The following is a 13,186-nucleotide window of genomic DNA, read 5'->3' as shown; positions in this document are numbered from 1 at the left end:
CAAAGAAAACCAACAAATCTAAAAGATAAATAAAAAAGATTAACAAATACTAAAGAAATTATGTAAAATTAGTTGATATTATGAACAAAATCATGTTATAATAACACGAACAAAAAAGATAAAGGGAGAAAGACACATGAACGAAAAACAAAGTTTCAAGCCGTATATTCCTGCTGACAAGTCAGTACCGGAATTTACGCCGACAGCCATCATCCTGGGTGTATTGCTGGCTGTTCTGTTCGGTGGCGCAAATGCGTATCTTGGACTTCGTGTAGGTATGACCGTATCTGCATCAATTCCAGCTGCCGTTATCTCAATGGGCGTTATCCGCGTCATTTTGAGAAAAGACTCCGTATTGGAGAACAACATGGTACAGACGATTGGTTCTGCCGGTGAGTCTGTAGCCGCAGGTGCTATTTTCACGCTGCCAGCGTTATTTTTGTGGGCAAAAGAGTGGGGAACAGCAGCACCGTCTTTACTTGAGATTGCAATTATTGCATTTATCGGTGGTACATTAGGAGTTCTCTTCATGGTACCTCTTCGTAAAGCCTTAATTGTACAGGAACACGGAACACTTCCATATCCGGAAGGTATGGCATGTGCTGAAGTACTTTTGGCTGGTGAGCAGGGTGGTGCAAAAGCGTCCACTGTATTTGCTGGTTTAGGTATTGCTGCAGCTTACAAATTTATCACAGACGGATTTAAATTATTCCCAAGTGAAGTACATTATGAAATTCCTGCTTATAAAGGAGCGGGTGTTGGTATGGACGTATTACCAGCACTGTTAGGTGTTGGTTATATCTGCGGACCAAAGATTTCATCATATCTGTTTGCAGGTGGTGTACTCGGATGGTTTGTGTTAATGCCATTAATCGTATTATTTGGTGCAAATGTTACATTGTTCCCGGCTACTATACCGATCGCTCAGATTTATGAAGAGGGAGGATCTTTTGGTATCTGGTCCAATTACATTAAGTACATTGGTGCAGGAGCTGTAGCATGCGGTGGTATCTTAAGTTTAATTAAGTCACTGCCACTTATCATCAAAACTTTCAAGGACGCTATTAAAGGATATGGAAAAGGCGCAACTGCTAATTCCAACATTCGTACTGACCAGGATCTTTCCATGCCGGTTATTTTTATTTCTATACTTGCATTGGCTATTGCAATCTGGCTGATCCCGATTATTCCGGTAAACTTATTTAGTGCTGTTTTGATCGTAGTATTCGGATTCTTCTTTGCAACTGTATCTTCACGTATGGTTGGATTGATTGGAAGCAGTAATAACCCGGTTTCCGGTATGGCTATTGCAACACTGCTGATTTCATCAATGGCATTGAAAGCAACCGGACAGGTTGGACAGAGTGGTATGACCGCAGCAATTGCAATCGGTTCTGTTATCTGTATTATCGCAGCAATTGCAGGTGATACTTCACAGGATTTAAAGACAGGTTATATTTTGGGTGCTACACCTAAGAAACAGCAGATTGGTGAGGTTATCGGTGTATTAGCTGCGGCGATTGCTATCGGTGGTATCTTATATCTGTTAAATGAAGCATGGGGATATGGTTCTGCTGAACTTCCTGCACCACAGGCTACTCTGATGAAGATGGTAGTAGAAGGTGTTATGGGCGGTAACTTACCATGGAACCTGGTATTTGCCGGTGTGTTCATTGCACTTGTAGTAGAAGTATTAGGAATCCCGGTACTTCCATTTGCAGTTGGTTTATATCTTCCAATCCATTTAAGCACACCTATGATGGCTGGTGGACTCGTAAGATTATTTATTGAAAAGAAAAAGGGAATGGACGAGAAGAAAAAGAAAAATGCCATCGATGGCGGTGTTCTTTACTGTTCTGGTCTGATTGCCGGAGAAGGTTTAGTTGGTATCCTGCTGGCTGTATTTGCAATTATCCAAATTAAAGGTGAATCTCTTGGAGACATTATCGCCAAAGTTGGCGGTGGTATATTCCCGGAAAGCGTTGCTAAGATCGTAGGATTAATCTTCTTTGCACTTTTAATCTTCTCATTATTGAAGTTCTCTTTATTCTTAAAGGAAAAGAAAGCTAAGGCATAAGAATGGGAAAGAAAAACAAGAAGAATTATCTTGACTTTGTTCCGATCTGTAATCCTAAGTTTGAATGGGATCTGGATAAAAAAGGGAACGTAGTCGTTCACATGGAAAATAAAGGTTTCTACAATTGGATTGCCCAGAAAGTATTTAAAAGACCCAGATTCAGTCATATTACACTGGATAACTACGGAAGCTTTGCGTGGCAGCTGATGGATGGCAGAAAAACAGTATTTCAAATCGCAAATGAGATGAAAGTACAGTTTGGCGATAAAGCTGAACCGTTGTATGAACGCATGACGAGATTTTTTCAGACATTGTATCAGAACAATTTTATTGGATATGTGAGTGAAAAGAAAAAGAAAAAATAATTACAGACAGCCCGGTGATTCAGCCGGGCTGTTTTTCTGTGAAAGACACTTTATTGGAACAAAATTATCATAAAAGGAAAACGGAACTTGAAATTTCCCCATGAAACACGTATAATAACCATGTTAGAACAGAAAGAAGGTTAACGAGATGAGATACGTATTAGATTCACATACACATACGCTGGCCAGCGGACATGCATACAGTACGATTCATGAAATGGCCTATGAGGCTGCAGCAAAAGGTCTGGAACTGCTTGGGATTACTGAGCATGCACCTAAGATGCCGGGGACCTGCCATGAATACTACTTCATGAACCTGCGTATATTGGAGCGCAGCATGTGTGGAATAGAAGTTTTATTTGGGGCAGAAGTTAATGTACTGGATTATGACGGTAATCTGGACATGGATGACAGCCTTTTGAAAAAAATGGATGTGGCAATTGCAAGCCTGCACACACCCTGCATAAAATCCGGTACAAGAGAAGAGAATACAAGAGCATGTCTGAATGCCATGAAAAATCCATATATTAATATTATCGGACATCCGGATGACAGCCGTTTCCCGCTGGACTATGAAGCGCTTGTCCTGGGGGCAAAAGAACATCAGGTACTGTTAGAACTTAATAACAATTCCCTGCATCCCCTGGGAGCCAGAGAGAACCCAATCCCAAATGATATTGTGATGTTGGAAATGTGTAAAAAATATCAGGTACCAATCATCTTAGGCAGTGATGCCCACTGCGCCGCAGATGTGGGAAATCATCAGTTTATAGACAAACTGTTTGAATGCTTTGAATTTCCGGAAGAATTAATCGTAAATCGTTCTGTGGATGAATACAAAAAGTATATCAACCGCTATAAAAATCGATAAACTTCTTTACACTAAAGTTTCGCTGTGCTAATATATAAAGTACAACAACGAACGAATGAAGGGGTAATTTTATGAGCAAAAAAATCAGGACAGAAGCAGTTGACCAACTGTTTGAGGCTATTTTAAATCTAAAAGATAAAGAAGAATGTTATTTATTCTTTGAAGACGTATGTACTGTTAATGAATTGCTTTCTTTATCACAGCGTTTTGAGGTAGCTAAGATGCTAAGAGAGCATAAAACGTATCTGGAAATTGCAGAAAAGACAGGAGCATCTACGGCAACCATCAGCAGAGTAAACCGTTCATTGAATTATGGTAATGATGGGTATGAAATGGTATTCGACCGTATGCAGGAAAAAAAGCAGTAATATTAAAAAGATAGAAGAATATAAAACAGGCAGAGCTGCTCTTTAAAAAGCATCCTGCCTGTTTTTAGATTTTTGATATTAGATTTTTGATATTAGATTTTTGATTTTCACTTTTTACTTTTTTCTAAATCTTTTTTTGGAAGTTCATCAATTAATTTTTCAATCAGCTGTTTTTTAATATATACATCAAAACTCAGCAGGCAGATAAAAGAAAAATGTTTTAGAAATGCCTGATCTTCTTCATCTGCATTTTCAAAGGTCTTCTGGGAAGTATTGTATTTTTCCAAAATATCCTTAGAAATTTCATTTACCTGGCTTTTCTCCAAACTGAATACTTCCTGGTAGAGTGTCTCCATATTAAAGTCGGAATCGTTATGAAAGTATTTTTCTGTTATGGGATGGAGCAGTGTCTGAATGTCAGTGATGGATAGCACGCCTTTAAAATAATATATAAAAATCAAAACCAGCAGATGTTCTTTTGAATACTTTTTCTTCAGCGGTGGCGGAAGCAGGTCATTTTTAGCATAATTATTAATCATGGTCTTTGTCAAAATTTTATCATCTGAATTTCGTTTCGAATGGGCTAAGTGCGAATCCATAAAAGTAGTTACCTGGTCCATGTATAGGTCAATATTTGGAATATCTGCAGGTTTGATATAATCAATTCTGGATAAGCTGCGCAATATGCTGTTTATCATATCATCTGTATCTATTGTCATCTTGTTCACCTCTGATTACATTATATAGTTTTCATTACTATTTGTAAATGTTTTTATTGTAGTTTGTAATATTTCTTAATACTATCTACAATATCAGAGAAAAACATAATTGCAATTTCTACCTTAAAACGTATTTTTTAGCAATAACACATTCATAGATGATCATGATAATGATACAGCCCGGCATTGCACTCAGAGTGAGGCACACCGTACATAATGTCTGATCCTTCAATCCCACAAATCCGCTTGCTATAAAGAACAGTGAATATCCCATAAACAGAAATCCCACCGCATGGTTATATTTTTTCAGATCAGATATTTTCTCCTGTTCCGGGCTTTCATAACGGAGTAAATACCCACCGGTTTTTTGGCAAAGCACATCGTGATTCCACCCAGAAAAATAAAGATTCCAATAATCCAGGTAACAACAGCAAGAGAAGGCTTAAAGTTAATTCCGTTCTTAAAAAATGCGGAAATATCTGTATCATGGGAAAAGGTACCAATTATTGTAATTATTGTGATAAGATTAAAAATAACAACCAGGATGATGCCTGCAATATGAGCATCTTCCGATTTCAAAATAACCTTCACGAATGCACAGATTGCCAGAGTAAAAATAGGGAAAATCAAAAGTTCATACTTACTCCCGATGACATTCATTCCGCTATTGGATAAATTAACTGAAGTCGTGATTTTATCCGGTAGGAAATACAAGCTGATCAGGGTCAGAATCAAAGGCAGGCACATCAGAATGTTATATATGAGGTAACGGCGTTTCATAACATTGACTCCTTTCATTTTTTTAATTTAGTGTAACACCGATTTGGGTACCCTTCAACCGGTTTGGCTTAAGGTAAAGATATTTCAGATTGAGATATAGCTCTATTCGTGTAGAAGATGAATATAGGCGTGTAGAATATAGGGAATGTATCGGTACACAATGAGCGAGTATGTAATGAATGAGCATATAATGTGAGTGCATGTAATGAGGGAGCATGTAATAAATGTGCATGTAATAAGTGGGGATGTAATTAAAATGCCTGTAATAAGAAGCATGTAATAAGAGGAATGGTGGGTGTCATGTAATAAGAGGAATGGAGGGTTGCAAATTAGGAGGGAATGTACTAAGATATTAGAGGTATATCTATGGAAAGGAATGAAAATTAATGCGTGAAGAACAGTTTAAGATGGAAAGGCCGGGGCTGGTAGAGGAAGGACAGGAAGTAGAGATCGTAGAGATCAACACCTCGATGAATTACAGCTATATCATAGAGCCTGCAGTCGCTATGTCCGGGTGCTTTCCGTCTGGCAGAAGAATTAAGGCAAGAAAAGGGATCATTAAGAAAATTGAAAATACCCCAAGAGGTTACATCGTCACCGCGGCTTTTGATGAATAGAGGGGAATAATCTTAAAATAAGATGAAAAATGTGGATTCTTGGTGACAGAAGCCTCATTTTATTATATAATAAAACCCGAGACTAAAAGTTAGGTGGTATTACAATGAGCATATACGATACATTGAATGACATGCAGAAATCGGCGGTATTCCATACGGAAGGTCCGTTATTATTACTGGCTGGGGCAGGTTCCGGCAAGACCAGGGTTCTGACACACCGCATTGCATATCTGATTGAAGAAAAAGGGGTAAACCCGTGGAATATTATGGCAATTACCTTTACAAATAAAGCGGCAGGAGAGATGCGTGAGCGTGTAGACAGCCTGGTGGGTTTCGGATCCGAAAGTATCTGGGTATCCACATTCCACTCTACCTGTGTCAGAATCTTAAGACGTTACATAGACCGATTGGGTTATACGAATAATTTTACCATTTATGACAGCGACGATCAGAAAACTCTGATGAAGGATGTCTGCAAACGCCTGCAGATAGATACTAAAGTATATAAAGAAAAAGCACTGCTGGGAGCTATTTCATCTGCAAAAGACGAACTGGTTAGTCCGCAGGCATACGAATTAAATGTTGCAGGTGACTTTGGAAAGCAGAAAATTGCACAGGCTTATAAAGAATACCAGAAGCAGCTTCACAGCAATAATGCGCTGGATTTTGATGATTTAATTGTAAAAACAGTAGAGCTGTTCCAGAATTGCCCGGATGTATTGGATTACTATCAGGAACGATTCAAATACATCATGGTAGATGAGTATCAGGATACCAATACGGCACAGTTTAAGCTGGTAAGTCTGTTTGCAGAAAAATATCAGAACCTTTGTGTAGTGGGTGATGATGACCAGTCTATTTACAAATTCCGTGGTGCCAATATCGGAAATATTTTAAATTTTGAAAAAATGTTCGCCAATGCAAGAACAATTAAACTGGAGCAGAATTACCGTTCCACCCAGAATATCTTAAATGCCGCCAATGATGTGATTCGAAACAATGTAGGCAGAAAAGAAAAAACACTCTGGACCGATAATGAGGAAGGTGATTTAATTCATTTTCGTCAATTTTTAACTGCTTTTGATGAAGCAGAGTATATTGTGGGAGATATTGCGCAGAATATACGAGAAGGCAATTATGAATATAAGGATTGCGCGATTCTCTATCGAACGAATGCCCAGTCCCGTATGTTCGAAGAAAAATTCCTGATGGCAAATATTCCTTATAAAATCATCGGGGGCGTAAATTTCTACGCCAGAAAAGAAATCAAAGACCTTCTGGCTTATTTAAAGACGGTAGATAATGCCATGGACGACCTGGCAGTTAAGAGAATCATTAATGTACCAAAAAGGGGTATCGGAGCCACTTCCCTTGGCAAGGTGCAGGAATATGCAGATGAGTATGATATGAGCTTCTATGATGCGTTAAAAGATGCTGAGAGCATTGCAACACTGGGAAGAAGTGCAGTAAAAATAAAACCATTTGTAACCTTCATCCAGACACTGCGCAGTAAACTGGATTATCTGTCAGTACAGGAAATTATGAAATCAATCATCGACGAAACCGGCTATGTAAAAGAACTGGAAGCAGAAGACACCGATGAGGCGAGAGCCAGAATTGAAAATATCGATGAATTGATCACTAAAGTTGTATCTTATGAAAGTGATGCTGAAGAGCCGTCACTGAGCGGATTTTTAGAAGAAGTAGCCCTGGTAGCGGACATCGATAACCTGGATGAAGAGAGCAGCCATGTAGTACTGATGACCCTGCATAGTGCCAAAGGACTGGAGTTTCCAAACGTGTATCTGGCCGGAATGGAAGATGGCATATTCCCGAGTTATATGACTATAACTTCCGACGATCCCCTGGATATCGAAGAAGAGCGCCGTCTGTGTTACGTGGGAATTACAAGAGCAAAGCAGCGTTTGACCCTGACCAGTGCAAAGCAGCGAATGATCCGCGGTGAAACACAGTATAACAAAGTATCCAGATTCATCCGGGAAATACCACGGGACCTGGTAGCTGTTGGCGGACAGGTGAAGGATAAAGTGGAAGATATTCCAAAACCAACCAATTATGCCCAGGCAAAAACAGCATTCAAAACAAAAATATTTGATCCCAAACAATTCCAGGTAAAGAAGGCGGATACCTTGGATTACGGTGTTGGAGATCAGGTAAAACACATTAAATTCGGCATAGGAACCGTAGAGGGAATCGTAGAAGGCGGCAAGGACTATGAAGTAACCGTCAACTTCGAAAAAGCAGGCATAAAAAAGATGTTTGCGGCCTTTGCAAAACTAAAGAAAGTATAAAATATTTTTTTCATATAGTAAAATTTAGTATTTAGTGATATACTAGTCATAAGAGTAAATCTAATGAAAGGACGTGTAAGGATATGAACAAATTTGAAGAATTACTGGCTGCATTACAGAAAAAAGAGGATGACAAAAACAAAAATACAGTGCTTTGGGTTTTGGCAATTATCGGTGCTGTAGCAGCAGTAGCAGCAATCGCTTATGGTGTTTATCGTTATTTCACGCCGGATTATCTGGAAGACTTTGAAGAGGACTTTGATGATGATTTCGATGATTATTTTGATGATGCGGATGATATAATTGACGATGTAAAAGAAGACGTCAAAGAAGCAGCAGAAAAAGTGAAAGACGCCGTTGAAGACGCAGTAGATTAATTAAAAATGCATAAAAGGGCAGATGTCATTTGGCACCTGCTTTTTTTTACGAAAAAATTGTAATATGTCGAGAGATTTGGTAAAATAGAGATATTGGATAAATGTTGTGAAAATATGTTGTAGATATATGTTGCTTTGAAGCATATTTTTAAATATAAGCATAGTGGTTTAATCATATGATTTCTTCACTGGTTCATAGAAAATATTATTTATATGTTGGTAGAAAACAAGATGAGATGGAATTCTATTTTAAGCGAAAGGGCAGCTAAAAAATTAGTTTAGTTAATATTGATAATAAACATTTAGCTATAAAGAATATATATATTTCCAGAGTAATGTTTTCGCATACTGGTAAAAGAAAAATATTTATATTATGCAGAGTGATATATATTAATGTAAAATATAAAACATGGATAGTTTTTGATTAAAGATAACAAAGAGTCATTACGAAAAATATGAAATGTAAATGGAGCGTAAGTTATAGTGAAAAAAGGTCAAGTATTAGAAGGTGTTATAAAAGAAGTTGTATTCCCTAACAAAGGGATTGTAGAAGTTGAGAATGAAACAAAAACAGTAATAGTAAAAAATGGAGTTCCCGGACAGAAAGTACGCTTTTCCATCAATAAAATCCGAAAAGGAAAATGCGAGGGACGTTTGTTAGAAGTAATTGAAAAGTCACCTGTGGAAGTAGAACCCTCCTGCCCGCATTTTGGTATCTGCGGTGGCTGTACATATCAGAATCTGGATTATCCAACTCAGCTGGCTATGAAAGAAAAACAGGTAAAAGATCTGGTAGACAGCGTCTGTCAGAATTATGAATTCGAGGGAATAAAAGGCAGCCCACGACAGTTTGCATATCGTAATAAAATGGAATTTTCATTTGGGGATGAAGTTAAAGATGGCCCATTGGCATTAGGTATGCATAAAAGGGGAAGCTTTTACGATATTGTAACGGTTGATCAGTGTGAAATCGTGGATGCTGATTATAATAAGATTCTGGCCTGCGTGTTGGAATATTTTAAAGAAACGGATCTTAGTTTTTATCATAAGCTATCTCACCAGGGATACCTGCGTCACCTGTTGGTACGTAAAGGACAAAAGACAGGAGAAATTTTAATTGATCTTGTAACCAGTACGCAATCAGTTCCCAGTCTGGAGGGACTGAAGGACAGGCTTTTGGAATTAGAATTAGAAGGCAGAATCGTTGGGCTATTAAATACATTGAATGACAGTCTGGCGGATGTGGTTCAGAATGATGAAACCAAAATTTTATATGGACAGGATTATTTTTATGAAGAATTGTTAGGGCTGAAATTCAAAATCTCTCCATTCTCATTCTTTCAGACGAATTCACTTGGTGCAGAGGTGTTGTATGAGACAGCACGTTCCTATGTGGGAGAGACGAAAGACAAAGTAATTTTTGACCTCTACAGCGGCACTGGAACGATAGCACAGATGTTAGCTCCGGTTGCAAAAAAAGTGATTGGAATTGAGATCGTAGAAGAGGCAGTGAAAGCTGCTAAAGTAAATGCGGCTTTGAATAATCTGTATAATTGTGAGTTTATTGCAGGAGATGTATTGAAAGCAATTGATTTAGTTAAGGAAAAACCAGATCTTATTGTCCTTGATCCGCCAAGGGATGGGATTCATCCGAAGGCCTTGTTGAAGATTATTGATTTTGGGGTGGATAGAATGGTTTATATTTCCTGTAAGCCTACCAGTCTGGTGAGGGATTTGGAAGTGCTGCAGGGGAGAGGGTATGAGGTTGTGAAGGTTGTGGGGGTTGATATGTTTCCTGGGACTGGGCATGTGGAGACAGTGGCATTGCTGACTCGGAAACCTTGATTCTACGGGCATTTAAGGGGTTATAGGATAGAAATGCAGTTGTGTTTCAGCGGAAATTAAAATGGATAAGTTTCCCCGGAAGTGGGGATGGGGTAACGCCGAGTGGGTATGCGAAAGAGGTTTGGCTAGTAAAGTATAGACGTTTTGGCAAAAGGTAAACAAATTGGAAAAACATACACTCCTTAGCAAATCTATAAATAGAATTATCTAAAATTCTACACATCATTAAATATTTGATATAATTTATGTAGCTATATATTAACTGGAAATATTAAGAACGGTGGTGTTAAAGATTAAATATTTATTTTGGAATGTCTATAAAAAGAATCTTATCGGACCTCTTTTACAAGTGATTCTGGAAAATGACATAGATATTGTGGCCCTTGTTGAAACCCAAAATCTGGATATACAAGGTTTGATAAATTCGTTAAAGTTACAATACCAAGAATGGAAAAGTGTTGAGATATGTCCAGAAGGAGATATCAGAGTACTGGCTAAAACCAATGTTCATATAACTCCTCATAAAGAGGATAAAAGATTTGCAACATATAAAATAGATAATGAAAAGGAAGTTTACTTATTTAACGTTGTTCATCTATCAAGTCCTATGTTTATGGAAGAAAGTGCAAGAGATATAAGGGCCATAAATGTTAGCAGAATATTGCTGAAGATGGAAGAAGATATTTTTAAAGATTCTGAATTTAAAAGTATTATAGTGGGAGATTTTAATTTACAACCCTATTCCCAGGGTATTTCAAGTGTATATGGATTTAATGCTACGATGTCTATAATAAAGGCTAGAAAGAAAACACGTAAAGTTGAAGGTGAACAAAAATATTTCTATTTTAACCCAACATGGAAATTGATGGGTGATAATCAGCTTGCACAAGGTACATATTATAGTAGCAATGATCAACAGGAGAAATCTATATTTTGGTATTCGTTTGATGAAGTCTTGATTAGACCATTCTTCATTGATAGGTTTAGCTGGGAGTTTTTTGATATAATTGAGAAAACAGAAAAGCATAAATTTATGAGCAAGGATATTATAAATAAAGTTAATTATTCCGATCATTTGCCATTAAAATTTGAAATTATATAGGAGGTTTTGATATGTCACTAGATTTATGGGGATTCAAAGATGTCAAGGATTTAGAAAAAAATACCAAGGATATGCCAGATAGCATTCTAAAGGAACAAATTAATCTATTGGGTGAAAAAACAAGCTTTACAATTTATGGAAGGCCAGTTTTTATGAAAGTAAAAACTGATGAAATTGAATTCAAAGTTGCAACTATATTCAATGTGATAGTTCCAGCTCTTGACAATTATGAAAAATCTATTTTAATTATGTATTCTGATCCAGAAAATGAATACCCGGTTGCCATTACTGTAGGGAGCAGTTACGAAGAAGATTGCGAAAATTTTATACCTAGATATAACTGTCAGGATAAAGATTCGTTTGTAAACTCAATTAAGGAAGTATTATCATCAGATCAAGTAATGAAAATTATTCAAATGCTATATTCAAAAGCATCCATGTTATCAAATTGAGTTGGTGTATGTAGTAAAAGAGACGATTGTAGATTTTGTTGCATTACAATAAATAGATAAATGTTAAGTGACTCTAGTATAAGTGTTTAGGCTAAAGGAGATTTATGGAACAACAATTTTATGAACAAATTAAAAGAATTCTATCTGAAGCCAGAAACAAAGTATATCAAACTGCAAACTTTGCAATGGTGGAAGCGTATTGGAACATAGGAAAGAGTATTGTGGAACAGCAGGATGGCTATGAAAAAGCAGAGTATGGCAGCAGATTAATAGCGGAATTATCCAAACAGATGACGGTAGATTTTGGAAAAGGTTTTACGCCGACTAATCTTAAATACATGAGACAGTTTTATCTGACTTTTCCAAATAGTCACGCACTGCGTGACGAATTGAGTTGGACACATTATCGCCTGCTTATGCGCGTGGAAAATGAAAATGCCCGTGAATTCTATACAGAAGAAGCAATAAAATCAAGTTGGAGCACACGGCAGTTAGAAAGACAGATTAATTCGTTTTTTTATGAAAGGTTGTTGTCCAGCCAAAATAAAGAAAAAGTTTCGGAAGAAATCCAGAAATTGGAACCCACAAAAGTTCCAGAGGATATTATACGCGATCCATATGTATTAGAGTTTCTGGGCTTAAGTCCGAATGATGATTTTTATGAGAGCGACCTTGAAGAGGCGTTGATAACACATTTGCAGAAATTCCTCTTAGAGTTGGGGAGAGGGTTTTCTTTTGTTGCCAGACAAAAGAGGATTACATTTGATGGCCGGCATTTCCGAATAGATCTTGTGTTTTATAATTACATTTTGAAATGCTTTGTATTAATTGATTTAAAAATTGGAGACTTGACACATCAGGATTTAGGGCAGATGCAAATGTATGTGCATTACTACGAACGTGAATTGATGAATGAAGGAGATAATCCGCCAATAGGGATTGTACTGTGCGCGGATAAAAGTGAATCTGTGGTAAAGTATACATTGCCAGAAAATGAAACACAGATTTTTGCATCAAAGTATAAGCTATATCTTCCAAGCGAAGAAGAGCTGTTACAGGAATTGCAAAGAGAGTATAGAGCATTGGAATATGATAAAGAAAAATCAAATTAATTTTACTTAAAGATAATGTAATTTTGGTGGGAGGGGGTAAATTTATTCATAAAGGGGTAATTTTCCTTCAAAAGGGGTAAGAGAGGTAAAATCATCGAAAAAATTTACTCCACCATTATGTAATGAAAATACTTCTGCCATGTAGTATAAAACCTTTGTTCCAATGCATGTAGAGACGGTGGTGTTGCT

13 protein-coding genes and 1 pseudogene are annotated in these 13,186 nt (G+C 37.3%); 11 read left to right on the top strand and 3 right to left on the bottom strand.

Going from position 1 to position 13,186, the window contains the following annotated elements; genetic code table 11:
* The first annotated feature begins 136 nt into the window (after positions 1 to 136).
* From CD03_RS0115420 to CD03_RS0115405, 4 genes are all read left to right on the top strand, one after another.
* A complete protein-coding gene (locus CD03_RS0115420; protein WP_027294427.1) occupies positions 137 to 2,077 on the top strand; it encodes an OPT family oligopeptide transporter in 1,941 nt (646 codons plus the stop codon).
* Between the two features lie 2 nt (positions 2,078 to 2,079).
* Complete coding sequence (locus tag CD03_RS0115415; protein ID WP_027294426.1) at positions 2,080 to 2,442, top strand: PqqD family protein; 363 nt, start codon at positions 2,080 to 2,082, stop codon at positions 2,440 to 2,442.
* A gap of 148 nt (positions 2,443 to 2,590) precedes the next feature.
* Positions 2,591 to 3,313, top strand: a complete 723-nt coding sequence (locus CD03_RS0115410; RefSeq protein ID WP_027294425.1) for a phosphatase — start codon at positions 2,591 to 2,593, stop codon at positions 3,311 to 3,313.
* A 71-nt stretch (positions 3,314 to 3,384) separates the two neighbouring features.
* Positions 3,385 to 3,681, top strand: coding sequence for a YerC/YecD family TrpR-related protein (locus tag CD03_RS0115405; RefSeq protein WP_027294424.1), 297 nt, complete (start codon positions 3,385 to 3,387; stop codon positions 3,679 to 3,681).
* A 107-nt stretch (positions 3,682 to 3,788) separates the two neighbouring features.
* On the opposite strand, the gene CD03_RS0115400 is transcribed toward CD03_RS0115405, so the two are convergent.
* The 3 genes from CD03_RS0115400 to CD03_RS36125 all read right to left on the bottom strand — a co-directional run bounded on the left by CD03_RS0115400 (position 3,789) and on the right by CD03_RS36125 (position 5,180).
* The gene (locus CD03_RS0115400) at positions 3,789 to 4,400 is read right to left on the bottom strand and encodes a DUF1836 domain-containing protein (RefSeq protein ID WP_027294423.1); all 612 of its coding nucleotides are present in this window, start codon (positions 4,398 to 4,400) and stop codon (positions 3,789 to 3,791) included.
* 118 nt (positions 4,401 to 4,518) lie between these two features.
* Entirely contained in the window at positions 4,519 to 4,689 is a 171-nt protein-coding gene (locus CD03_RS37870; protein WP_156042914.1) for a hypothetical protein, read from the bottom strand.
* Positions 4,690 to 4,706: 17 nt separating this feature from the next.
* A complete protein-coding gene (locus CD03_RS36125; protein ID WP_027294422.1) occupies positions 4,707 to 5,180 on the bottom strand; it encodes a hypothetical protein in 474 nt (157 codons plus the stop codon).
* 386 nt (positions 5,181 to 5,566) lie between these two features.
* Between CD03_RS36125 and CD03_RS0115385 the strand changes: the two genes are divergently transcribed.
* The 7 genes and pseudogenes from CD03_RS0115385 to CD03_RS0115355 all read left to right on the top strand — a co-directional run bounded on the left by CD03_RS0115385 (position 5,567) and on the right by CD03_RS0115355 (position 12,997).
* Positions 5,567 to 5,797 (top strand): hypothetical protein, encoded by a 231-nt coding sequence (locus tag CD03_RS0115385; protein WP_027294421.1) that lies wholly within the window; start codon positions 5,567 to 5,569, stop codon positions 5,795 to 5,797.
* A 104-nt stretch (positions 5,798 to 5,901) separates the two neighbouring features.
* Positions 5,902 to 8,109 carry a DNA helicase PcrA gene (gene pcrA / locus CD03_RS0115380; protein WP_027294420.1) on the top strand — a complete coding sequence of 736 codons (2,208 nt, stop codon included), beginning with the start codon at positions 5,902 to 5,904 and terminating at the stop codon, positions 8,107 to 8,109.
* A gap of 83 nt (positions 8,110 to 8,192) precedes the next feature.
* A pseudogene (locus tag CD03_RS0115375) lies at positions 8,193 to 8,408 on the top strand (hypothetical protein); the annotation flags it as partial.
* Positions 8,409 to 8,969: 561 nt separating this feature from the next.
* Positions 8,970 to 10,331 (top strand): 23S rRNA (uracil(1939)-C(5))-methyltransferase RlmD, encoded by a 1,362-nt coding sequence (gene rlmD / locus CD03_RS0115370; RefSeq protein WP_027294418.1) that lies wholly within the window; start codon positions 8,970 to 8,972, stop codon positions 10,329 to 10,331.
* A 349-nt stretch (positions 10,332 to 10,680) separates the two neighbouring features.
* Entirely contained in the window at positions 10,681 to 11,433 is a 753-nt protein-coding gene (locus CD03_RS0115365) for a hypothetical protein (protein ID WP_156042912.1), read from the top strand.
* 11 nt (positions 11,434 to 11,444) lie between these two features.
* Positions 11,445 to 11,885, top strand: a complete 441-nt coding sequence (locus CD03_RS0115360; protein WP_027294416.1) for a hypothetical protein — start codon at positions 11,445 to 11,447, stop codon at positions 11,883 to 11,885.
* Positions 11,886 to 11,989: 104 nt separating this feature from the next.
* Positions 11,990 to 12,997, top strand: coding sequence for a PDDEXK nuclease domain-containing protein (locus tag CD03_RS0115355; protein ID WP_027294415.1), 1,008 nt, complete (start codon positions 11,990 to 11,992; stop codon positions 12,995 to 12,997).
* The last annotated feature ends 189 nt before the right edge of the window (positions 12,998 to 13,186 follow it).

The organism is Robinsoniella sp. KNHs210 (genome assembly GCF_000686105.1).
GTDB lineage: Bacteria > Bacillota > Clostridia > Lachnospirales > Lachnospiraceae > Robinsoniella > Robinsoniella peoriensis.
Note: the sequence above shows the minus strand (reverse complement) of the source record. Positions and strands in the feature narration are given on the sequence as shown.

Coding starts and splice junctions, on each gene's coding strand:
- CD03_RS0115405 (WP_027294424.1), top strand. CDS start 3,385: ATGAGCAAAAAAATCAGGACAGAAGCAGTTGACCAACTGTTTGAGGCT.
- CD03_RS0115400 (WP_027294423.1), bottom strand. CDS start 4,400: ATGACAATAGATACAGATGATATGATAAACAGCATATTGCGCAGCTTA.
- CD03_RS0115410 (WP_027294425.1), top strand. CDS start 2,591: ATGAGATACGTATTAGATTCACATACACATACGCTGGCCAGCGGACAT.
- CD03_RS0115420 (WP_027294427.1), top strand. CDS start 137: ATGAACGAAAAACAAAGTTTCAAGCCGTATATTCCTGCTGACAAGTCA.
- CD03_RS0115355 (WP_027294415.1), top strand. CDS start 11,990: ATGGAACAACAATTTTATGAACAAATTAAAAGAATTCTATCTGAAGCC.
- CD03_RS0115385 (WP_027294421.1), top strand. CDS start 5,567: ATGCGTGAAGAACAGTTTAAGATGGAAAGGCCGGGGCTGGTAGAGGAA.
- CD03_RS36125 (WP_027294422.1), bottom strand. CDS start 5,180: ATGAAACGCCGTTACCTCATATATAACATTCTGATGTGCCTGCCTTTG.
- CD03_RS0115360 (WP_027294416.1), top strand. CDS start 11,445: ATGTCACTAGATTTATGGGGATTCAAAGATGTCAAGGATTTAGAAAAA.
- CD03_RS0115415 (WP_027294426.1), top strand. CDS start 2,080: ATGGGAAAGAAAAACAAGAAGAATTATCTTGACTTTGTTCCGATCTGT.
- pcrA (WP_027294420.1), top strand. CDS start 5,902: ATGAGCATATACGATACATTGAATGACATGCAGAAATCGGCGGTATTC.